This is a genomic window from Roseateles microcysteis, from assembly GCF_036880965.1.
Classification (GTDB): domain Bacteria; phylum Pseudomonadota; class Gammaproteobacteria; order Burkholderiales; family Burkholderiaceae_C; genus JAUASW01.
In genome coordinates, this window is sequence record NZ_JBAJMV010000002.1 from 511,796 (window position 1) to 533,283 (window position 21,488).

Consider the following 21,488-nt stretch of genomic DNA (forward strand, 5'->3'; position numbering starts at 1 on the left):
GGACTAGAGCCTGGCTTCCGGCCCGGCAATCAGGTTCTTCAGCAGCCGCAAGCCGAACCTGCCACGGCTGCGGTCCCAGGGCGAGAAGCGCGGCACCTGGTGCAGGTCGGTCCCGGCGCTAGCAGCGCCCCAGGCAGTGGAAACGGCGCTGTCAAAACCCAGGCGCTTGACGATGGCCACGCTGGCCGCGTCGTAATCCTGCACCGGTTTGCCATTGGGATAGGCAAAGTGCCGCACTGGCTCACCGAGCAAGGCTTCCAGGGCATCGCGCCCGTCGGCGATCTCGGCCTCGGCTTTGGCCGGTGACAGCCGCGCGAGGATGGGATGGTTCATCGTGTGCGCGCCGATAAGCATGCCGGCACTGCGCAGCGCCTTCACCTGCGCCGAGTTCATCATCAGCGCGGTAGGCAGGACGGCCTGGCTGCGCTCCTGCAAGGCATCGGCCCATTGCTGGCGCTCGCCCGGCTCCAGGTATTTGGTGGCCGACAGGACGGCGCCGATAGCCGTGCGGCGGGCCTCGATGCTGCCCATGTCCAATTGGCCCAGCGCTGCGGCGGGCGTGCCGTTCAAGTCCAGCGTCCCGTTCGGGCAGAGCCGGATCGCTTCGATTACCGAGTCGTTCCACATGCGGCCGCCGTTCAAGTAGCCGGTGGCGATGTAGAACGTGGCCGGTAGGCCGTGCTTTTGCAAGATGGGCAGTGCGATCACCTCGTTGTCGGCATAGCCGTCATCGAAGGTGATGGCTGCAGCGCGCGCGGGCAGGTCACCGCGCTTCAGCCGCACCATCGCCTCGTCCAGTGGCAGCACGTGGAACCAGCTCTTGAGCCAGGTGCAGATGGCGTCGAACGTCGCCCGGTCGATCTCGCCCGGGAACAGCGGGTCCGGCTGCTCCAGCACCCGATGGAAGATCAGGATGGAGAGCCGCGCGCGGGGCCCGGCCGGCGAGGCCAGGCTCATCAAGGTCTTGATCATGCTGCGGGAGCCGGGGGCACCGGCTTCGGGAGCAGCCCCAGGAACAGCTCCCAGCGCTTGGGCTTGGGATTGGACTCAGTCAGCCAGGCTTTCTTCTGCAGCCACATGCGGGCGGCCACCACCAGAACCATGACGTTGTAGGGCAGGTCGAAATAGGACAGGCTCAGGAAGGCGCCGCCAACCCCGAACGCAAGAAGACAGACCTGCGACATCGTGCCCAGGTCCACGCACCAGCGGCTCTCAGGCTGTTTGGCACCATGCTTGATCAGCCAGGAGGCACTGCGCCAGGTCGACACCCACATTCCCAGGAAGACAAAGAGCCCAACGAATCCATGGTTGCCAAGCACCTGGAAGTAGATGCTATGTGCAGCATGGACGAACTCCGGATACGGCGAGAAGCGGGCAAAAAGCTCCGGCCGCGCGGCATTGAACCCGACGCCGAAGGGGTAGTGGAAGGCCAGGTTCCACGCATTCCACCATGCGCTTATGCGCCCCATGGCGGAGCGGTCTTCCTCATAGGACTGAACCGAGCTCATCCGCTCTGCCCATTGGTCCGGCATGAAAGCCAGCAGCGCCGCGCCGACAATCACCATCAGAACGGCGGGCACCAGCTTGCTCTTGGAGCGCCACCAGAAATACAGAGCCATCGACAGGGCAGCCAGCATGCCTCCGCGCGAGTAGCTGCCTAGCGCTGATGCAATGCAAAGCACCATGGCCAGGGACATGGCGCTGCGTACCCATTTGCCATGCATCTGAAGCTGCAGGAAGCGAAGCAGCGGCACGGTCATCACCATGGCCAGGGCAAATTCGTTGTTGTCGTAGATGAAGGAGTCCGGCGGCCCCCAGACCCGGTAGCTGCCGCCGGTCAGGATGGTGAACAGACCACCCTTGATACCCAACAGGGCCAGCGACGCCACCACCACCCAGCCGAGCAGCATGATCTGCTTGCGCGTGTTGACCAGCACCAGGGCCACCAGGATCATGAAGTCGATCTTCATGACCTTGTTCCATTGCGGATAGTCGGCCTCGGGCGACAGCCCCGCCAGCCAGGAAATTGAGATCCAGAGGATGAAGGTGGCAAACCATTTCACTGGGGGGGCGACGAAGGGGCTGTGCTTGCCCTGCGTGAACAGCGCCCCCAGCAGCGTGGTCACCGCCACCATGGCGGCCAGCGGCGCGTCATAGGCCAGGCCGAATGCATAGCGGTGCGGGTTCATGATGCTCAGCCAGGTCCAGGCCAGGATGCCAACCCAGGGGCGGCGCAAGGCCGCCAGCGAGGCCAGCACGACGATGGTGATGATTAGTAAATCGCGCATGCGTTCAGGCGTTCAGGTCGGGGCTCAGACGGCGTGGCTGATGATGTAGCGGAACTTGCCAGACTTCTCCGGCGCAATGGCATCGACCAAGTTCACATCGACCTGCACGCCCTCGCCCAGCCGCTTCTTGAAGCCAGCCACGATACGCGCTGGCGCACTCGAGTCGAAAGCAGGCTCAGGCACCAGCAGCACCTCACAGCGCTCGCGGCTGTGCTGCACCACCTTGAAGGACGCCAGGCCCGGCAGGTCACGCAGTATGTAGATCAGCGCCAGGCCGTGCATCACCGTGCCGTCAAGCGTGATGACGAAATCGGTGCTGCGGCCCTGGATCTCCTTGAGCATCGGCAGGCCGCGCCCGCAGGGGCAGCTCGCGGTGTCCATCACCGCCACGTCGCCGGTGCGGTAGCGGATGAATGGGAAGTCGCTGGTGGCCAGATGCGTGACGACGATCTCGCCGGCCTCGCCCGGCGCGACCAGCCGGCCGTCCTTGTCGATCAGCTCGACGATCACGTCCTCTGCCGTCAGGTGCATGCCACCCGACGGGCACTGGTGCGCGATGAAGCCGGCATCGCGGCCGCCATAGCCATTGGCCACCGGGCAACCGAAGACCTCGGAGATCAGCGCGCGCTGCTCGTCGTAGAGGCGCTCGGAGGTCACGAAGGCGACCTTGATGCCGAGGTCGTCCATGCGCTGACCTTTGGCCCGCGCGTGCTTGGCAATGTGCGAAAGCGCCGATGGATAGCCAAACAGCATGCGCGGCCGCTTGCGGCGGATGGCGGCGACGAAGCTGTCGAGCTTGGCCTCGCTCATCTCGAAGGCCGGCAAGAGCTCGGTGCGCAGCAGCTTGTCGCGGATCGCCTTGATGCGGTCCTGCGCCCCCAGTTCAATGGGCGAGCCCCAAACGACCATCTCAGGGTCGCCGATGTCCACGTCCCACCAGCGCGTGGCACGCCACTTGGCCGCCACATCATGCGAGACGCGCTGCTTGCCGATGAAGAAGATCAGCGGCTCGCCCGAGGAGCCGCCGGTGTTGAAGCGCGCCAGGCCTTGCGCCCGCTCGCTCTTGATGCCTTCCGTGTTGGCGCGAATGACAGCCTTGGTCAGGAAGGGCAGGCGCTGCAGCTCAGACAGGCTCTTGAAGGAGCCAGCAGCAATGCCCTCACGGGCGAACAGCTCACGGTAGTAGGGCACATGCTGCCCCACCTCGCTCAGCAAGGCGTTCAGCCGCTGCAGCTGCAGGGCCCCGAGCTCGGCCGGCTTCAGCCACTGGCTGCGCTCCATCTGCTGGCGCAGTGCCACGGAGTTGTGATGCTTGAGCCGCTCGTGCAGCGGGAACAAGGCACCGGAGACGAAGCGGGTGTAGAGGGATGGCATGGCGGATTCTGGCTCGCTCAGGAGGGCTTGGTGGCCGGCGCGGCCTGTGGCGACAGGTGGGCGCGGTAGTGGCCGGCCAGCAGCGGCGCGACGCGGGCCCAGGTGTAGCGCTGCACTTCGGCCAGGCCGGCCTGGCGCAGGTGCTCGCGCAATACAGGTTCGTCCAGCAGCCGAAGCACGGCAGCAGCCAGCGCGGCGGGGTCCTTGGGCTTGACCAGCAGGCCCGTCTGCTCATGCGATAGCAGATAGGGCACGCCGCCCACATCGGTAGACACCACCGGCACGCCGCTGGCCATGGACTCCAGCACCGAGTTGGGCATGTTGTCAGCGAGGCTCGGGTTCAGCGAAATCGTGGCTTCGCGGTAAAGCGCCGCCATCGCTTCGCGGTCCAGGCGCCCTGCAAAGTGGACCGAGGCGCCCTGCCCCAGTTCGCGAGCCAATGCCTTCAGGCGATCAAGCTCCGGGCCGCTGCCAGCCACCGTCATGCGCACGGCCGGATGGCGCTCGCGCACCAGGGCCAGCGCGCGGATGGCGCTTTCGTTGTCGTACAGCGGCTCGAGGTTGCGAGCCACCATCAGATGCGGAACGGCTGGCTCTGCTTCAGCGGGCGAAAAGCGCTGCAAGTCCACCACGTTGGGCACGATTTGCGCCTGGTATCCATGGGGCGCGAACACCGCTTGCAGAAAGCCCGAGGGCACCAGCAGGGCCTGGGCCCGCTTGAGCGTCAGCGCGACCACGGCGCCGGAGGACTCAAGAAACCCGGCCGCCTCACCGCCCCGGTAATTGACCATCACCGGCAAGCCGCGCCAGCGCGCAAGCAGGATGGCCGGCGCCGCATACAGATGCCAGGACCAGCCGGAGTTGGCCATCAGATGCATCACGTCGTTGCGGCCGGCGGCGCGCCACAGCGCCCACAAGTAGGGCAGCAGCCGGAAGAACGCCCGCAGCATGGGCACACGGCCCACCCAGGCGGGCTTGAAGGCCGCGTTGGTCTGCACCAGTTCGACCTCGGCGCCCTCGCCGCGCAGCAGTTCGGCCAACTGGCGCGTCTGATTCGCCATGCCTCCGGCTGGCGGCGGCAAGGGGCCGACCAGCAGGATGCGCAGGCGCTCGAATTGCTTCATCGTGGCGCTCAGACCGGCGCAAGGCGCGAGCCCGCCAGCAAGCGCTCGTAGACCGCCGGATAGTTGGCGACCGAGGCCCGCCAGTTGCGCTCGTTCTCGACGAAGGCGCGCCCCTGCCGGCGCAGTGCATCCCAGCTTTCGGGCTTGTTCAGCAGGTCCAGGGTGGCATTGGCCAGCGCCTCGGCATGGCCGGCCTTGAACAGCACGCCCGTCTGGCCGTCGCGTATCAGCTCCTTGTGGCCACCGACGTCGGAGGCCACCAGGATGCGCCCCTGCGCCATCGCTTCCAGCGGCTTCAAGGGCGTGACCAGCTCGGTCAGGCGCATCGAATGGCGCGGGTAGCAGAGCACGTCGACCAGGTCGTAGTAGCGGTTGACTTCCGAATGCGGCACGCGGCCCGTGAACACCACCTTGTCGGCCACGCCGAGTCGCTTCGCCTGCTCCTTGAGCGCCGCATCCTGCGGCCCGCCACCGACCAGCAGTAGGCGCACATCGGGCCGCTGCGACAGCATCTGCGGCAAGGCGTCCATCAGCAGGTCCAGGCCTTCATAGGCATAGAAGGAGCCGATGAAGCCCAGCACCGTGCAGCCGTTCAAGCCCAGCTCCGCCTTCAAGGCCTCGTCGGGCAGGCCGCCGGGTTCGAAGTTCTCGATGTCGACCGCGTTCGGAATCACCGTGACCTTGTTCGCCGCAATGCCACGCGCCACGATGTCGGCGCGCAGTCCCTCGCAGATGGTGAAGGCATGGTCGACCTGCTTCAGCGCATGGGTCTCCATGGCCCGCGTGATGCGGTAGCGCAGGCTGCCCTCCTTGGTCGTGCCATGGTCCACTGCCGCGTCTTCCCAGAAGGCGCGAATTTCGTAGACGACGGGGATGCCCAGCGCCCGGCCCACCTTGATGGCAGGCAGCGCATTGAGCACCGGCGAATGCGCATGGATGATGTGTGGTCGCAGCTTCTCGGCCACCTGCTGCAGGCGCGCGCGCGTCTGGCGCATCAGCTGCAGCTGGCCGAGCCCGGGCAGCCCGCCGGTGGCTGGCGGTGTGCGGAAGAAATGCCAGCCATCGACGGTCTCTTCCAGCGATTGCGTCGCCTTGGGCCCCAGGCCGGCAGCGTGCTTGGGGCTGGTCAGGTGGTGGGTTTCCCAGCCGAGCTTGCGCTGCTCGCGCAGCAGCGACAGCGTGCGGAAGGTGTAGCCACTGTGCAGCGGGATCGAATGATCAAGAACGTGCAGAACGCGGATAGTCATGCTCAGGCCACCGCCTCTTCGGTTTCTCGGGCGAGGCCGGTCACGCTCGCACCGCCGTCCACGACCTGGCGCAGGAAGGCTTCGAACATCAACAAGGTCCACAGCGGGGCGCTGTAGTCGTAGGCACCGCTCTGGTGGCCTTCCACCAGATGGCGCAGATACTCAGGCTGGAACCAACCCGTAGACGCCAGGCGATCACCGAGGATGGCATCGCGCACACGCTGCTTCAGCGGCCCGCGAAACCAGCGCGCCAGCGGCACCGCGAAGCCCATCTTGGGTCGATACAGGATGTCTTCCGACAACTGCGGCTCCATCGCCTTCTTGAACAGGTACTTGCCTTCCTGGCCCTTGATCTTGAGGCTGGAGGGCAAGGTGGCCAGCCATTCGACCAGCTCATGGTCCATCAGCGGCTCGCGCACTTCCAGCGAGTGCGCCATGCTGGCGCGGTCCACCTTGGTGTTGATGTCGCCGACCAGGTAGGTCTTGGTGTCCAGGTACTGGATCAGCGCCAGCGGATCGTCGGTATTGGACTTGGCCGCATGGTGGTCAAACACCGCTTGTGCGTCATAACCGGCCAGCTCCGCCTTGAATTTCTGGCTGAAGAGCTGGTCACGCATCGGGCCGCGCAGGATGGAGACCGAATGGAAGTAGGCCTCGACCGAGCTGCGCGCCATGCCCTGGAAGGTGGTCTTGGCGCGAAACATGCGCGGCGCCCAGTCGGCCTTGGGGTAGATCTTGCCGAGCATGCCGAACAGCGGCTGGCGCAGGCCGGCCGGCAGGGCCGAGCGCATGCGCTCTTCCATCAGGTGCATGCGGTAGCGGCGGTAGCCACCGAAGCTCTCGTCGCCGCCGTCGCCTGACAGCGCCACGGTCACATGCTTGCGCGCCAGCTGGCAGACGCGGTAGGTCGGAATGGCCGAACTGTCGGCATAGGGCTCGTCGTAGAGGCGGGCCAGCATGTCGATCAGGTCGAAGTCGTCGCTCTTGACGATCTCGAGGCGGTGGTTGGTCTTGTAGCGATCGGCCACCGTCTGGGCAAAGGCCGATTCGTTGAACTTGGGGTCGTCAAAGCCTATCGAGCAGGTATTGACCGGGCCCTCCGAGAGGCCGGCCATCGTGGCCACCACGGCGCTCGAATCGACGCCGCCCGACAGGAAGGCGCCCAGCGGCACCTCGGCGATCATGCGCAGGCGCACCGATTCCTGCAGCCGCTCGCGCAGTTCGTCGCAGGCATCGTCGAGGCCGATCTTGTTGTCGAGCGTGAAGTTCACGTCCCAGTACTCGACCGGCTCCGGAATGGGCTGGCCACGGCGGATGGTCAGGCTGTGCCCGGGCGCCAGCTTCCTGGCCTGCTTGAAGATGCAGCGCGGCTCGGCCACATAGCCGAGCGCGAAATACTCTTCGACCGCCAGCGGGTCGATCTCGCGGCGCATGCCGCCCTGCTCGTCCTGGTAGGCCAGGATGGACTTCATCTCGGAGCCAAACAGCAGCTTGCCGTCGTCCAGCAGCGAGTAGTACATCGGCTTCACGCCGAGGCGGTCGCGAGCGATGAAGAGCGTTTGCTGCTTGCTGTCCCAGAGCGCGAAGGCAAACATGCCGCGCAGCTTCTTGACACAGTCGGCGCCCCAGGCCTCCCAGGCGTGCACGATGCATTCGGTATCGCTCTTCGTGTGGAAGGCGTAGCCCATGCCCTGCAACTCGGCCATCAGGCTCTGGTAGTTGTAGATCTCGCCGTTGAAGACGATGGCCACGGTGCGGTCGGCGTTGAACAGCGGCTGCTGGCCGGTGGCGATGTCGATGATGGACAGGCGGCGGTGGCCGAAGCCCAGACCCGGCTCGATATGCAGCGAACCCTCATCGGGGCCTCGGTGCCATTGCGAGTCGTTCATGCGCTGCAACTGCTCAGGCGCGATGGCGCCGGTGCCGCGGGTGTCGAAAATTCCTGTGATACCGCACATGGCTGGTGATCCTCAAAGCGTCTCGTAGACGTCCTGGTAACTGGCCATCATGGCCGCCAGGCTGAATTGCTGCAGCGCCCGCTGGCGCGCTGCAGCACCATGGCGGGCACACAGCGCCGCATCGTCAGCGTAATTCTCGATCATTGCGGACAGCTTCTCGGCATCGCCGGGCGTGAATGTGGCGCCAACCACGCCTTCCTGCACAAGTTCCACGTTGCCGCCGACGGCCGTGGCCAACAGCGGCAGGCCTGTGGCCATGGCCTCCAGCAGCGTGTTGGAGATGCCTTCGTTCAAGGAAGGCAGCACAAACAGGTCCAGCGCCTGCATCAGCTCGGCCACGTCATTGCGGGCGCCGGTGAACCAGGTTTGAGCTTCAACGCCCAAGTCACCGGCCAGAGCTTTCAGATCGGCCAACAGGGGGCCATCGCCGATCAGGGCCAGGCGCAGGCGCGTTTGCAGCTCAGGTCGGCGCTGCAGGAGCAGCGCAAAGGCGCGCAAGAGCGTCGCCTGATCCTTGACGGCTTGAACGCGACCCACCGTGCCGATGACGAAAAGTCCCTGCCCTTGCAGCTCGAGTGGCAGCAGCTCATGCCGGCGTGGCTCGGCCGGCTTGAAGCGCTCGGTATCGACCCCGTTGTAGATCTGGCGGATGCGCGAAGCGGCAATGCCCCAATGCTCGCTCATGATGCGGCCCAAGTCGCGCGAAACGCAGACATAGCGGCGCACCAGCGGCGCATGCAGGCGGCGCAAGAGCGCCAGCTTGCTGTGGCGGCCATGCAGGTCGCCCATGTCGAAGCCATGCTCGCTGTGCAGGGTCTTGAGCCCTGCCAGGCGCGCTGGCAAGAGCGCATCGAGGCCGGAGAGATTGCGGCTGTGCACCACGTCGGGCCTCAAGCGCCGGAACAGCTGGAACAGTTGCCAGCGCAGCTTCCAGACACCGATCTGCGAACGCCGCAGCGCGATCAGCTCGACATCATCGCGTTCGATGCGACGGGCGAAGTCGGGGTCGATGCTCTCGATGCAGACAAGCACATGGCGGAAACGCTCGCGCGGCAGCCGGTTGATCAGGTTGACCACGCCGTTCTCCAGCCCGCCCATGTGGAGCTGGTGGATGACGTGGACGATCAGCAGCGGCCGCGCAGCGGGGGACATGCCCTCGGTGAGCCTCGGGCTCAGAGGCGCCAGACGCGGTAGCCCGCGTCCTGCAGCGCGGCAGCGTCGAAGGCGGCCTTCACATCGATGAAGGCACCGCCCTTGACCATTTTCTTGCCCAGGTCGTCCACGCCGAGGCCCGCATATTCCTTGTGCGCGACGGCCGCCACCACGGCGTCAGCGCGCGGCAGCTCATCCCAGGGCAGCAGGCGCACGCCGTATTCATGCATCGCTTCCTCGACCTCAGCCTGCGGGTCGGTCACGAAGACCTCGACACCATAGGTCTTGAGCTCGTTGATGATGTCGATCACCTTGGAGTTGCGCAGGTCGCCGCAGTTCTCCTTGAAGGTCAGGCCCAGCACATTGACCTTGGCGCCCTTGATGTAGCTGCCGGCGGCGATCATGTGCTTGATGGTCTGCTCGGCAATGAACTTGCCCATGCTGTCGTTGATGCGGCGGCCAGCCAGGATGACCTGCGGGTGGTAGCCCAGCATGTCGGCCTTGTGGGTCAGGTAGTACGGGTCCACGCCGATGCAGTGGCCGCCGACCAGGCCCGGCTTGAATTTCAGGAAGTTCCACTTGGTGCCGGCGGCCTCCAGCACCTCGGAGGTGTCGATGCCGATCTTGTCGAAGATGATGGCCAGCTCGTTCATCAGGGCGATGTTGAGGTCGCGCTGCGTGTTCTCGATCACCTTGGCGGCTTCAGCGGCCTTGATGCTGGACGCGCGATGCACGCCAGGGATGATGATGGTTTCATACAGCTTGGCCACCTTCTCGAGCGTCTGCGGCGTGTCGCCGGAGACGATCTTGAGGATCTTGGTCAGCGTGTGTTCCTTGTCGCCCGGGTTGATGCGCTCGGGGCTGTAGCCGACGAAGAAATCCTGCTTCCACTTGAGGCCCGACTCCTTTTCCAGCACCGGGATGCAGACCTCTTCGGTGGCGCCCGGATAGACCGTCGATTCATAGACGACCGTGACGCCCTTCTTCATGTGGCGGCCGACGCTGGTGGAGGAGCCGATCAGCGGCTTGAAGTCCGGGATATGGGCCTCGTCCACCGGGGTGGGCACGGCCACGATGATCATGTCGGCCTCGGACAGCATGGCCGGGTCGGCGGTATAGACAGCGTGCTTGGCTTCCTGCACCTGCTCATCGGTCAGCTCGCGCGAGGGGTCTGTGCCGCGCTGGCAGGCCTCGACCTTGGGCAGCGAGATATCGAAGCCGATGGTGCGCATGTGCTTGCCGAACTCCACCACCAGCGGCAGGCCGACATAGCCCAGACCAATCACTGCAACAGTAGTCGCCATCTCGATTCCTCTACTTTCTTTCTCAAATCCGAAGTTCGGTTATTTCTGCCCGCTGCGCGCGGCCTGCAAATGCTGCTCGATGGCAGGCCAGTTCTCGCGCAGGAATTGCTGGAGCAGCTGCGGCGCAATCTCGCCATTTTCTGCGGGGTTCAAGGTATACACGGTGACAGCGGCAGAATCATCGCCCCGGCCCTGCAGCCTCGACAAGGCCGTGTAGAGCTTCACGCGCATGTCGCTGCTGGTGAGGTGGCCGTCGACCCAGTAGAACTGCCAGACCAGCAGGCGAGGCGCCGCCTGGCTCGTCAGGCCCCGCAATTGCATGCCGCGCACGGCCACCGATCCAGCGCTGCCGAGTTCCACAGTGCTCGCGGTGTCGCTCACCCGTGCCCATTCCTTGTCATGGGACTCCACCAGCACGTTCTGCGAATTGATCAGCTTGCTGTCATAGCCCTGATGCCGGTAGTACGCCAGATGCAGGCCAACCTTGGCGCCGTCATTCGCGTAGGTGCCTTGCAACTTGGCGGCTGGATTCTCGAACACAGGGGCCCAAGTACTCAGAGGCTCGCCCTGGGTCTGCCAGTTGCTGAGCACCGGTGCAGACATGTTCAGCTCGCGGGGGCCTTCATGGCGATCGAGACGATCCAGTCCCAGGCGCGGCAGACTCAGCACCAGCAGGGCTGCAGCCAGCACCAGCCAGAGCTTGTTGCTCCCACTGGGCGCAGATGGTTCGGCGGCCGCGGGCACAAACGGCAACTCGGGCTCGGTCCACCGCGCACCGATCATGAACATCAGCAGCATCACGATGCCGAAGAACACCCAGCCATAGATCAGGTGATCGACCCCCACGGCCAGCTTGTTGCCCGACAAATGGCCCAGCATCACGATGCCATAGGCACGCAACCAGTTTGCAACGACGGGCAACGCAATCGCAACGCCGACGAAGATCCAGCGGCGCTTCATCGAGTTGTAGTTCAGGTAGGCGAACAGCGTGCCCACCATCAGCGAGGCAATCAGGTAGCGCACGCCGCTGCAAGCCTCGACCACCGACCAGTGGCCCGAAGGAATCACGAACTGCAGGCCTTCGCGATAGACCGGAATGCCGCTGGCCCGCAGTGCCGCGACAGTGAAATTGGCCGTGTGCTCCATCAGCAGCGGCATCAGGAACTCACCGATGGGCACGCAGAAGAACAGAAAGCCCAGCGGGAACGCGATATGCACAGCCACCCGCTTGCCAAGGACCGTCGGCACCGTCAGCACAAGCATGGCCACTGCCATCAACTGGGTCACGGAATTGGTTGAGACCAGCTCGCCGAGCAGCCAGCCCAGGCCCATGAGCGCCATGGGCAGGAGGAAGATGGGGCTGGGCTTGGGCTGCATCTGTGCCAGCTCATGGCGACGCCGCCAGATCAACCACAGGGCGAGGGGCGGCACCACGAAGGCATGGGCAAAGGTTTCGGAGCGCTCCCAGATCAGCACCATGGCCGTCAGGGTGTCGCGGAACAGCCAGCCGAGGCCTGCCAGCAGCAGGGCCAAGGCCAGCAGCGGCTGCCGCCAGTGAGCCGGCAACGCCGCGCGCGCCGGTTCTTGCATCACTTGGCTCATCCAGCAATCTCCTCGGGACGCGTCAGATATCGATCAAGGCCCGACAAATGGGCCGTCCAGGCATAGGACTTCAGCACGCGTTCACGACCCGCCGCGCCGACGGCAGCAGCGTCGGCCGGTGAGCCAATCAGGCGCTCGACGGCAAACAGATAGTCCTGCGCAGATTCGGCGGCGACCAGCTCCCTGCCCTCCTCCACGTCCAGCGCCTCGACGCAACTGCGCGCCGCGACAACCGGGCGGGCCATGGCCATCGCTTCCAGCACCTTGTTCTGCACGCCGCGCGCCAGCCGCAGCGGCGCCACCACCACGGCGGCATGCTGCAGCCAGGGACGCACATCGGGCACGGTGCCGGTGACGTTGACCACATCGCTGGCCAGCGCCTGCACGGCCGGCGTGGGACTGCGGCCGACGATGTGGAAGCGGACCTCCGGACGGCGCTCGCGCAGCTTGGGCAAGACTTCGGTGGCGAACCACTGCACCGCATCCACATTGGGCCAATAGTCCATGGCCCCGGTGAACACCACGGGCACCTCGCCCGCCGCATACGGCGATTCGCGCCCTGCCGCAGGCTCGAAGAACTGCGCGTCGACACCGTTGCACAGGGCCTCGACCGGCGCAGCAGCGCTTTGTGGCGACAGCTTGCGGAACAAGGCCACTTCCTTGTCGGTGACGAAGAAGGAGCAGCGTGCCTTGGCGGCCACCGCGGATTCATAGGCCAGCAGCCGTTCGCCTTCACGCTTGTAGAGCCAGGACATCGGCCAGCGATGGGCGGCGCCGTAGTCCGTCCACTTGGCCGAGTCGACGTCGACGAAGTCCACCAGCATCGGCAAAGCAGGCAAGGCCTCGGCGTACTGCGCCATCGAAGACGAGAACACCACCACGGCATCGATCTTGCCGCTGGCGCCAAGCTCCTGGACCCATTCGCTCAAGCCGGCGTCGCGGTAGTAAGGCAAGCTCAGGGCCTCACCGCTCAGCAGGCCACGCAGGCTGGCCAGCTTGGCGCGCGAGGGATGCAGGCGCGCGACATGGGCTCCGGCGCACATGGCGCGCACGGTGTCCACATGCTGTTCGTCGTCCGGGTCATCCACGAAGGTGCCGAGGAACACGCGGTGCTGCGCCTGCAGGTGCTTGAGCAGATGGAAGGAGCGCACCTTGTCGCCCTTGTTGGGCGGGTAAGGCAGGCGGTGGACGAGCAGGAGGATATTGGCCATCGACTGCTTCTCTCTCAGCCCAGGCTGCGCACGATGAACGGACCCAGCCAGTTGGCCCAGCTGATCGGCATGCGGCGCCAGGTCTTGATCAGGAGCTGGTACTTGGCATTGTTCGGGTTGTTCTGCGGAATGGCGTCGCGCTTGTAGAGCTGGTACTCGTAGTTCAGCGGAGTTGGCTCGAAACCCCAGTTCTTCTTGAAGCTGTAGGAGCCGGTGCCCTGCTTGCTGCGGCCATAGTCGAAGACTTTCAAACCGCGGGCGCAGGCGCGACGCATCAGCTCCCAATACTTGAAATCATTGGCGGCCAGGTCGCGGGCGCTTTCGTCGTCGCCGGCGTAGTACGGCAACACTTCATCGCGGAAATAGAAGCTCAGCACCGAACTCAGGGGCCGGCCGTTTGCATCGGTCACCGTCAGCACTTCAGCGTCCTGGCCGAATTCCTTCAGGAGCGCCTCGAACCAGCGTCGCGGCATGGCTGGCGTGCCGTGGCGGTGGACGTTGTCGGCATAGAGTGCGAAGAAGCGGCCGGCGTCGGCATCGATGTGGCTCTGCAGCTCGTTCTTGATGCCCTTGCGAACCATGGCACGCTGCTTGCGCGGAATGGCCAGCATGTTCGCTTCTTCTTCAGCAAGAATTTCCTTGCGGAAGGTGACGTAGAGGTCTTGCCGCGGCCAGTCTGCATTGCGGGCATGAACCTGGCGCAGCTCCAGATGCTCGGCGCCGAGTTGGCGGGCGATGTTGCCGGCCTCGGCTTCCAGGGCCTTGGCCACGCTCTCGTCTTGAGCGACCACGCCGCCATAGACCGCAAAAGGCAGCCCCACCAGGGCATGGCCGAACAGGCGACTCTTCACCTGCGCCAGCGGCAGGATGCCGACGATGCGAGCTTCCTGCTCGACGTAAAGGAAGAAGCAGGCATGGCCCCAGACCTGGCTGATCACCCGCAGCCAGCCGGCGCGATGAAAGAAGCTGGCGTTGGGCTGCGCAAAGACGAACTCGTCCCAGCGCCGCATGGCTTCAGCGTCCTGTGCTTGCAGGCGCTTGACTGTGAAGGACGAGCTCATTGGGCAGCGGCAAGCGCATCAGCGCGGCGCCCGAGGAAGATCTCGTCCATCCGGCCCCAGTCAAAGTCGCGCAGCAGCTGGGCAATGCGGCCCTCCATGCGCTCGATATTGACGTAGTGGCGGAAGCGGGTCTTGGCGTCTATGCCTTCGATGCGCGGCTGGCCGGCATCGATTTCCCAGGGATGGAAATAGAAGATCGCCGACTGCTGCTCGCTCTCGTTCACGCGGCCCACCATCCAGCGCGACAGCGCGTAGGGCAGCAAGCGGAAATAGCCGCCACCGCTGCTGGGCAGGTTGCGACCGGCAAGGCGCAGCGTGGTGGGCGGAATCTCGAGCAGACCCTCGCGCACCGGATAGGCGAAGCGAGGCGCGTCGGGCATGCCGTAGTGGTCGTGCTTGACCGGGTAGACACTGGAGCTGTAGCGATAGCCCTCTTCCAGCAGCACGTCGAAAGCCCAGAGATTGGCCTGGCCGATGGAAAAGCTCGGTGCGCGGTAGCCGAGCACCGACTGACCGCCAATGTCTTCGAGCAACTGCTTGGCGCGGCGGATGTCTTGCGCAAACTCTTCGCGGCTCAGGTCGCTGACACGCTGGTGCCCATAGCCATGGCTGGCCAGTTCATGGCCGCCGGCAACGATGTCTCGAATCAGCTGCGGATAGCGCTCAGCCACCCAGCCGAGTGTGAAGAACGTGGCCTGCTTGCCCTCCTGCGCCAGCAGAGCCAGGATGCGCTGCACATTGCGCTCGACGCGGCACTCGCGCGAGTCCCAGTCACTGCGCTGGATGTAGGGCGCGAAGGCCGAGACCTGGAAGTAGTCCTCCACGTCGATGGTCATCGCATTGCGCGTACCGCGCTGGGTGGGCATCAACATCTTGCTTGCTTGCCTGCTTTCAGGCCCCGAGCCATTGGTAGAGGTCGGCGGCAATGCGCTCGGCCGTGTGGCCGTCCCAGTACTCGGGCACGCGACCGCGCTTGCCCTGGCCAGCCAGGATCTCGGCCACGCCGCGCAGGATCGCTTCGCGGTCCAGGCCGACCATGGTGTTGGTGCCCTGCTCCACCGTGATCGGGCGCTCGGTGTTTTCGCGCAGCGTCAGGCAGGGCACGCCCAAGGCCGTGGTTTCTTCCTGCAGGCCGCCGGAGTCGGTCAGCACCAGCGTGGCGCCACCCATCAAGCCCAGCATTTCAAGATATCCCTGCGGCGGCAACACGGCCACGCGGGACGGGTCCAGCATGTCCTTGAGACCGAAGCGCTCGATATTGCTGCGGGTGCGCGGATGCATCGCAAACACCAAAGGCAGGTCCTTCGAAACCGTGTCCAGCACGGTCAAGAGGGACCTCAGCGTCTCGGCATCGTCCACGTTCGAGGGGCGGTGCAGCGTGACCACGCCATAGCCCTTGGGATGCTTGATCAACGCCGGGTCGAGCTGGTGCGAGGCCAGCGTGTCAGCCGGCGTACGCGCATGCGGACGGCTGGCTTCCAGCGAATCGATCATCACATTGCCGGCGAACACCACGCGCTCTTCGGCAATGCCTTCGCGCACGAGGTTGGCCAAGGCGCTGCGTTCCGTCGTGTAGAGGCGATCGGCCACCTGGTCGGTCAGGAGACGGTTGATCTCTTCCGGCATCTTGCGGTCGTAGCTGCGCAGGCCGGCTTCGACATGAGCCACCGGGATGTCTTTCTTGACCGCGACCAGTGTGCAGGCCAGGGTCGAGTTCACATCGCCCACCACAAGGACGCAGCTGGGCTTGTGCTCGTCCAGCGCCGGTTCGAAACGCTTCATCACCTCGGCGGTTTGCACGGCGTGCGAGCCAGAGCCGACTTCGAGATTGATATCAGGTGTGGGCAGGCCCAGGTCGACGAAGAGCTTCTTGCTCATGTCGGTGTCGTAGTGCTGGCCGGTATGCACCAGGAGCGCAGGAATCGGCGGCTGATGATGGGCCAGGGCGCGCAGGATGGGCGCCATCTTCATGAAATTCGGGCGTGCACCAACGATGCACATCACAGGGGCCAGGCTCTTGACTGCTGCTTCGCTCATTCTCGTGTCTCGGTCGTGGTTGGCCGCACGGCCTTCACCAGTTTCTGCAGCAGACCCAGGGTCTGCAAATTGATCTTCTCCAGCCTTTGCAGGCTGGCCTCCAGACGCTGGAAGCGCTCCAGTTGCTGTGATTGGCTCAGCGCCGAGAGTTCACCGTCGAGCCGGCTCATCTCGCTATCGCGCAGGTCCAAATCGATCTCGACTTCACCGGTGAGCGAGCTCAGGTCGTCCAGCCTGCTGGCCGAGGGCTTGACGGGCACCGCAGTCTCGGCTTCGACGTCCCGCAGCACTTCCTGCACATCAGCCAGCGCCAAGTGGGTCTTGCCGGCCATGAAGCCCAGCAGCAGCAATCGGTCGCACAGCGAATTGATGCGCCGTGGAATACCTTGGCTGGCCTTGTAGATGGCCGGGAAGGCATCGGCTTCAAAGGTCGGCTTGCCGGCCGCACCCGCGCACTTCAAACGGTGCTCGATATAGCGCTGAGTCTCGTCTTCATCGAGCGGGCCGATATGGCAGGTGGCCGCCACGCGCTGGCGGAACTGCTCCATCTCGGGCCGCGCCAGGATGCCGCGGAACTCTGGCTGGCCGACCAGAAAGGTCTGCAAGAGCGACTGGTTGCTGAACTGGAAGTTCGACAGCATGCGCAGCTCCTCGACCGCGCGGGCCGAGAGGTTCTGCGCTTCGTCGACGATCAGGAGGCAGCGCTTGCCCAGGCTGACCTGGCTGACGAAGAAGGCCTCCAGCGTCATCAGGAGCTCGGACTTCTGCAGGTCCTTGACGCGCACGCCGAAGGCAGCCCCCACCATGCGCAGCGTATCTTCTGCGTCAAGCTGAGTGGTGACGAGATTGCCGATCACCACGTTGCTGCGATTCAGGCTGTCCAGCAGGCCGCGCAAGAGCGTGGTCTTGCCGGCACCGATCTCGCCGGTGATGACGATGAAGCCGTCATTGCGCAGCACGCCATAGTCCAGATAGGCCTTGGCCCGTCGATGCTGCTTGCTGCCGAAATAGAAATTCGGGTCCGGGCTCAGCTGGAAGGGCTTGCTGCTGAGGCCGTAAAAGGCTTCGTACATGGCTGCTACTGGAACTGCTGAGTAAGGGTGGCGGTCACGGCGTTCTCGCGATAAGACTTCACGTCGCTGTTGAAACGCGCATGGCGCAGGCTGAACGAATAGGAAAGGCGCCGCCCAAGCTGACCATTGAAGCTCCCCAGCAGGGTCTTGAGGTCGGTACTCTGGCCACTGCCACTGCTGTCGGTCTTCTGGTCCGCAACTGTGAGGCTCACCGAGTTGGTCTGGCTCAGCTTGTGCGAAAGGCTCAGGGCACCCGAACGCTGGCGCAACACGCCGCCGCTGCTCAGGTCATCGTTGACCGTGCTGAACGGGTCGAGCCGGCGGGTCTTGGCCTGACTGAGTGTCAGCGTGGCAGTGCTGCGTTGGCCCAGCAGGGAAAAAGCACCGGTCTGCGAGCGGGTCAGGCTGGCCGCGCCAGAAAGGAAGCCGCTGTTGGCAATTGCATCAGCGCTGAGACCGCTGGAAAGCAGGAAGGCACGCACCATCAGGTCGCGCTTGACGGGGTCAGACTCCTGCGCCGTGAAGATGGAGTCGTAGAGCGCGTAGTTCGTTTGGCGGGTGCCACCGCCGACCGCGCCCGGGCCGTTGACGCCCTGGCTGTCGGAGTAGCGCCAGGACGAGCGCGACATGCGATGACTGAAATTCAGCGAATGCGCGTTGCCATAGTTGTGGCGTCGCCACTCGGCGTTCAGCGTCGTGCGCTCGGTCGGCGTCCAGTCCGCACCGAGGCTGTACGTGTTGCTGGTGACCTGGTCGAGCGTAATGAAATTGCTACGCTCCTTGCCGGCCTGCAGGTTCAGGCCGAGGTCCATGTCGGGCCGGTAGCGCAGACCCAGCATGGCGCTGTCGGTCGAGGTCTTGCGGGCCTGGCCGGAACCTGTCGCACGCGAAGCCTGGGCCGACAGATTCCAGTTGATGATGCGCTCGACTCCACCCATGCCTTCGAGATTGAAGCTGGCCTGTGCACTGCGACCGTCACCGACCGTGGAATCCTTGACGCGGGTCTCGCTGCCCGAAATGCTGGCATCGTAGTTGGCCAGGCCGGCGAGCACGCCGCGCAAGCGCGGTGCAATCGTCAGCGACGCCATCTGCGACTGGTTGGCATTGCTCAGATACGGACTGACCGACTGTTCTGCACCAAGGGCCGAACGGGCCTGTTGGCCGACCGTGGCCCGCATATCGATGAGAAAACGGCCCTCGAGCAGGGCCGCGCTTGCCTGCGACTGCAGCCGGTGCTGCACCCGGTCGGCATAGGACGTGCGGTAGTACATCAGCCCGTCCATCGAATAGTCGAGCGATCCCCGCAACGTGCCTGTGTTGCTGCGCACCGTGAGCCCCGGCGACACCATACCGATCACAGCCTTGTCTTTGGGGCCACCGTTCAGGCCGATGTTGTCGGTCAAGGTGCCGCTCATGCTCAGCGTCGGCTTGATGCTGAGGCCACGGCGATCAGCACCACCATCCTCGCTCTGGCCCCAGGCCAGGCTCGTTGCCCCGAGCAGCAGCAGCGCCTGAGCCACACGACTCATCGTCGGCATGCAGAAGCCTTGCCCTTCATTCAGATTTGGCGTCATTGCCATATCCGTAGCCATAGCCGTATCCGTATCCATAGCCGTAGCTGCCCTCGGAACCGGCATGGGCCTGGTTCAGCAGCATCATCTTCACGGGGCAAGACTCAATGCTGGCCAGCGCCTGCTGGACAGCGCCTTGAAGCGTCTTGTCGGCGTGGACGACGATGAGGATCTGGCCCATGTGAGACGCAAGCACGCGCGACTCGGTGGTCAGCAGCAAGGGCGGCGAATCGAAAATGATGATGCGGTCCGGGTAGCGCTGGGCCATGTCAGCCAGCAGCGCCGTCATCGCATCGCTGGCCAAGAGCTCGGTCGCCCTTGGATGCGGTGTACCGCTGGGCAGGATCGTCAGCTTGTCGATATTGGTGCGTAGCAGCACGTCAGCCATGTCGACCTGGTTTTCCAGCACGTCGAGGAGGCCCGGGCCCTGTGGCAGGCCCAACATGCGCAGCACCGAGGGGCGGGCCACGTCGGCGTCCACCAGCATCACGGTGTTGTCCAGCTCGGCTGCAATGCTCAACGCCAGGTTAAGAGAGGTAAAGCTCTTGCCCTCGCCGGCCAAGGCGCTGGTCACCATGATCAGATTGCCATGGGCGAGCTTGTCGGTACCCTTGCCCATCGCGTTCCGGATCAGCGGCCGCTTGATTACACGGTACTGATCGGCAATGAAGGTGCGGGGCGCTGTTGGCACGAGGAAACCCTGCGCCGCCAAGGCCACCAGGTCGAGCTCGACGCGCTTGGATTGCGTCGCCGACACTTCAAGATCTGCAGTGGCGGCCGGCAAAGCGGGCGGCAACTCAGGCATGGGCGAAGCTTGCACCGGCGCATCCGGCAGTATCACGCCCGCCTGGCGCAGTTGCTCCAGCCTTTGTGCTGCTTGTTCGATCAGGCTGCTCATGCTCAACCCACCTGCTTGCTCATCAGAATCGCCATGATGGATAGGCCCACAGCAAACACGACCACAAGGCCACCGCTGGCAACGCCGAAGCGCACCAGATCAACACGTACGCGGCGCTTTTCAGCATCGCTTATCAGCCGGGAAACGACACCCAGGACCGGAAGTTCGGTGCGCAGGCGCAGTTCGCCCGCGTCATGGAAAACCGGGCGCAGCTGTGAGCCGACAAAAGTCGTGAACACACCGGCAACCATGCAGACTGCCAACACGCCAGCCAGGAGCAGCAAGCGATTTGGGGCCACGGGCTTTGGGTTGGCACGAGGTGGGTCAATCAGCTTGAAGTCCGCAACGCCGCTGGCAACGTCAAGATCACCGGACAGCGAAGCCGACTCGCGACGCGATACCAGGTCTTCGTATGCCTTCTTGTGAATCGAGTAGTCGCGATTCAGCTGGGCAAACTCCGCCTCCAACTGCGGCGCTGTCTTGACCGCAGCCAAGGCCTGCGCATAGCGAGATGAGTATTCATCAACCCGGGCACGCAGGCCTGCAACCAGGACCTCCGACGAGGCCAACATGCGCGCCAATTCCTGCTGCGCCAGGCTGGAGGGCTGACCGTTCGCTACAGCCGGAGCTGCCATGGCGGCCTTGCGAAGCTCAGCGACTTCCTTACGCCTCTGGTCTTCCAGGTCCTTGAGCAACTTGCGCGCAGACACGATGTCCGGATGCTGCTCGGTGAAGCGCTGCAGCAAGGCGTCAAGGTTGCGCTTCAGGCCGTCGATGCGGGCATCAAGTTCGGGCGTGCTGACGGTCAGTGCCGATTCCTGCATCAAGCTCTGCGTGGTCGTATTGGCGCCTCGAGTCCGCTCGCCTTCCAGCTGCGCTCGCGCCGCGTCGCGAGCCTGGGTAGCCTCGCGCAACTCCAGCTTGGCGCGATCCAGTTGGCCGCTCATCTCAGCCAGGCGCGATGCCGAATCCTTGCCATCTGCATTCATCGTCTGCAGATTGCGCAAACGGAACTCCTTGAGGCGGGACTCAGCCTCTTCAAGCTTGGCTTCGTAGTTCTTGATCTGGTCGGTGATGAAGCTGGCAGCTGTGGCGGTGTCCTTGCGACTGGAACCCAGGCTCGACTCGACGAAGATCGTGACCAGCGACTGCACGGCGCGCTTGGCCAGTTCCGGGTCCCGGTCTCGGTAGGCCAGCGTATACAGGTTGTCACGGCCGGCGCTGCTGATCTTCAGCTCGGAGCTAACGCGGTCAATCAGCGCCTCCTGCTCCGCCTTGGTCTGGTTCTTCAGATCCAGGTCAGCCATGCGCACCAGCTTTTCAACATTGGGCCGGCTGATCAGCGTCTTGCTGAGCATGTTGATCTGCATCTCGACGTTCGGTGACACTGCCATGCCCGACATCAAGGGCTTCAAGATGGACTGCGTATCGACGTAAATACGCGCGCTGGCCTCGTAGCGATCGGGCATGCTGAATACAACGATGGCACCGATAGCGCCGGTCACCCAGGCGACGAGCACGCCGTACCAGCGGTATTTCCACATCCGCCTGGTGACCGAGAACAGTTGAGCGAGCAGGAGGTCCATCA

Annotated in this window: 17 protein-coding genes; all 17 read right to left on the reverse strand. The window is 64.4% G+C overall.

Features of this window, described 5'->3' with window-relative positions; genetic code table 11:
* Positions 1–3 precede the first annotated feature (3 nt).
* The 17 genes from V3596_RS07280 to V3596_RS07360 are packed head-to-tail and all read right to left on the reverse strand — an operon-like array spanning position 4 to position 21,486.
* Entirely contained in the window at positions 4–972 is a 969-nt protein-coding gene (locus V3596_RS07280; RefSeq protein WP_334277016.1) for a polysaccharide deacetylase family protein, read from the reverse strand.
* A complete protein-coding gene (locus tag V3596_RS07285; RefSeq protein ID WP_334277017.1) occupies positions 969–2,288 on the reverse strand; it encodes a putative O-glycosylation ligase, exosortase A system-associated in 1,320 nt (439 codons plus the stop codon). The genes V3596_RS07280 and V3596_RS07285 overlap by 4 nt, the downstream gene beginning before the upstream one ends.
* A gap of 24 nt (positions 2,289–2,312) precedes the next feature.
* The gene (locus tag V3596_RS07290; RefSeq protein ID WP_334277018.1) at positions 2,313–3,662 is read right to left on the reverse strand and encodes a phenylacetate--CoA ligase family protein; all 1,350 of its coding nucleotides are present in this window, start codon (positions 3,660–3,662) and stop codon (positions 2,313–2,315) included.
* A gap of 17 nt (positions 3,663–3,679) precedes the next feature.
* Entirely contained in the window at positions 3,680–4,786 is a 1,107-nt protein-coding gene (locus tag V3596_RS07295) for a glycosyltransferase family 4 protein (RefSeq protein ID WP_334277019.1), read from the reverse strand.
* An 8-nt stretch (positions 4,787–4,794) separates the two neighbouring features.
* A complete protein-coding gene (locus tag V3596_RS07300) occupies positions 4,795–6,027 on the reverse strand; it encodes a TIGR04063 family PEP-CTERM/XrtA system glycosyltransferase (protein WP_334277364.1) in 1,233 nt (410 codons plus the stop codon).
* Between the two features lie 8 nt (positions 6,028–6,035).
* On the reverse strand, positions 6,036–7,991 hold the full coding sequence (locus tag V3596_RS07305; protein ID WP_334277020.1) for an XrtA/PEP-CTERM system amidotransferase: 1,956 nt from the start codon (positions 7,989–7,991) through the stop codon (positions 6,036–6,038).
* Between the two features lie 12 nt (positions 7,992–8,003).
* On the reverse strand, positions 8,004–9,143 hold the full coding sequence (locus tag V3596_RS07310; protein ID WP_334277021.1) for a TIGR03088 family PEP-CTERM/XrtA system glycosyltransferase: 1,140 nt from the start codon (positions 9,141–9,143) through the stop codon (positions 8,004–8,006).
* A 20-nt stretch (positions 9,144–9,163) separates the two neighbouring features.
* Positions 9,164–10,447 carry a nucleotide sugar dehydrogenase gene (locus V3596_RS07315; RefSeq protein ID WP_334277022.1) on the reverse strand — a complete coding sequence of 428 codons (1,284 nt, stop codon included), beginning with the start codon at positions 10,445–10,447 and terminating at the stop codon, positions 9,164–9,166.
* 39 nt (positions 10,448–10,486) lie between these two features.
* A complete protein-coding gene (gene xrtA / locus V3596_RS07320) occupies positions 10,487–12,049 on the reverse strand; it encodes an exosortase A (RefSeq protein WP_334277023.1) in 1,563 nt (520 codons plus the stop codon).
* Positions 12,046–13,260: a TIGR03087 family PEP-CTERM/XrtA system glycosyltransferase gene (locus V3596_RS07325; RefSeq protein ID WP_334277024.1), complete on the reverse strand. Its 1,215-nt coding sequence runs from the start codon at positions 13,258–13,260 to the stop codon at positions 12,046–12,048. The genes xrtA and V3596_RS07325 overlap by 4 nt, the downstream gene beginning before the upstream one ends.
* 14 nt (positions 13,261–13,274) lie before the next feature.
* Positions 13,275–14,321, reverse strand: coding sequence for a FemAB family XrtA/PEP-CTERM system-associated protein (locus tag V3596_RS07330; protein ID WP_334277025.1), 1,047 nt, complete (start codon positions 14,319–14,321; stop codon positions 13,275–13,277).
* Positions 14,318–15,193, reverse strand: a complete 876-nt coding sequence (locus tag V3596_RS07335) for an XrtA system polysaccharide deacetylase (RefSeq protein ID WP_334277026.1) — start codon at positions 15,191–15,193, stop codon at positions 14,318–14,320. The genes V3596_RS07330 and V3596_RS07335 overlap by 4 nt, the downstream gene beginning before the upstream one ends.
* A gap of 19 nt (positions 15,194–15,212) precedes the next feature.
* On the reverse strand, positions 15,213–16,358 hold the full coding sequence (gene wecB, locus V3596_RS07340) for a non-hydrolyzing UDP-N-acetylglucosamine 2-epimerase (RefSeq protein ID WP_334277027.1): 1,146 nt from the start codon (positions 16,356–16,358) through the stop codon (positions 15,213–15,215).
* Positions 16,355–17,431 carry an XrtA/PEP-CTERM system-associated ATPase gene (locus V3596_RS07345; protein WP_334277028.1) on the reverse strand — a complete coding sequence of 359 codons (1,077 nt, stop codon included), beginning with the start codon at positions 17,429–17,431 and terminating at the stop codon, positions 16,355–16,357. Before V3596_RS07345 ends, wecB begins: the two co-directional genes overlap by 4 nt.
* A gap of 5 nt (positions 17,432–17,436) precedes the next feature.
* A complete protein-coding gene (locus V3596_RS07350; RefSeq protein ID WP_334277029.1) occupies positions 17,437–19,005 on the reverse strand; it encodes a TIGR03016 family PEP-CTERM system-associated outer membrane protein in 1,569 nt (522 codons plus the stop codon).
* Complete coding sequence (locus V3596_RS07355) at positions 18,986–19,900, reverse strand: XrtA-associated tyrosine autokinase (RefSeq protein ID WP_334277030.1); 915 nt, start codon at positions 19,898–19,900, stop codon at positions 18,986–18,988. The genes V3596_RS07350 and V3596_RS07355 overlap by 20 nt, the downstream gene beginning before the upstream one ends.
* Before the next feature lie 2 nt (positions 19,901–19,902).
* A complete protein-coding gene (locus V3596_RS07360) occupies positions 19,903–21,486 on the reverse strand; it encodes an XrtA system polysaccharide chain length determinant (protein ID WP_334277031.1) in 1,584 nt (527 codons plus the stop codon).
* Between the last annotated feature and the right edge of the window lie 2 nt (positions 21,487–21,488).

Coding starts and splice junctions, on each gene's coding strand:
- V3596_RS07290 (WP_334277018.1), bottom strand. CDS start 3,662: ATGCCATCCCTCTACACCCGCTTCGTCTCCGGTGCCTTGTTCCCGCTG.
- V3596_RS07315 (WP_334277022.1), bottom strand. CDS start 10,447: ATGGCGACTACTGTTGCAGTGATTGGTCTGGGCTATGTCGGCCTGCCG.
- V3596_RS07330 (WP_334277025.1), bottom strand. CDS start 14,321: ATGAGCTCGTCCTTCACAGTCAAGCGCCTGCAAGCACAGGACGCTGAA.
- xrtA (WP_334277023.1), bottom strand. CDS start 12,049: ATGAGCCAAGTGATGCAAGAACCGGCGCGCGCGGCGTTGCCGGCTCAC.
- V3596_RS07335 (WP_334277026.1), bottom strand. CDS start 15,193: ATGTTGATGCCCACCCAGCGCGGTACGCGCAATGCGATGACCATCGAC.
- V3596_RS07295 (WP_334277019.1), bottom strand. CDS start 4,786: ATGAAGCAATTCGAGCGCCTGCGCATCCTGCTGGTCGGCCCCTTGCCG.
- V3596_RS07310 (WP_334277021.1), bottom strand. CDS start 9,143: ATGTCCCCCGCTGCGCGGCCGCTGCTGATCGTCCACGTCATCCACCAG.
- wecB (WP_334277027.1), bottom strand. CDS start 16,358: ATGAGCGAAGCAGCAGTCAAGAGCCTGGCCCCTGTGATGTGCATCGTT.
- V3596_RS07325 (WP_334277024.1), bottom strand. CDS start 13,260: ATGGCCAATATCCTCCTGCTCGTCCACCGCCTGCCTTACCCGCCCAAC.
- V3596_RS07350 (WP_334277029.1), bottom strand. CDS start 19,005: ATGACGCCAAATCTGAATGAAGGGCAAGGCTTCTGCATGCCGACGATG.
- V3596_RS07280 (WP_334277016.1), bottom strand. CDS start 972: ATGATCAAGACCTTGATGAGCCTGGCCTCGCCGGCCGGGCCCCGCGCG.
- V3596_RS07345 (WP_334277028.1), bottom strand. CDS start 17,431: ATGTACGAAGCCTTTTACGGCCTCAGCAGCAAGCCCTTCCAGCTGAGC.
- V3596_RS07285 (WP_334277017.1), bottom strand. CDS start 2,288: ATGCGCGATTTACTAATCATCACCATCGTCGTGCTGGCCTCGCTGGCG.
- V3596_RS07355 (WP_334277030.1), bottom strand. CDS start 19,900: ATGAGCAGCCTGATCGAACAAGCAGCACAAAGGCTGGAGCAACTGCGC.
- V3596_RS07305 (WP_334277020.1), bottom strand. CDS start 7,991: ATGTGCGGTATCACAGGAATTTTCGACACCCGCGGCACCGGCGCCATC.
- V3596_RS07360 (WP_334277031.1), bottom strand. CDS start 21,486: ATGGACCTCCTGCTCGCTCAACTGTTCTCGGTCACCAGGCGGATGTGG.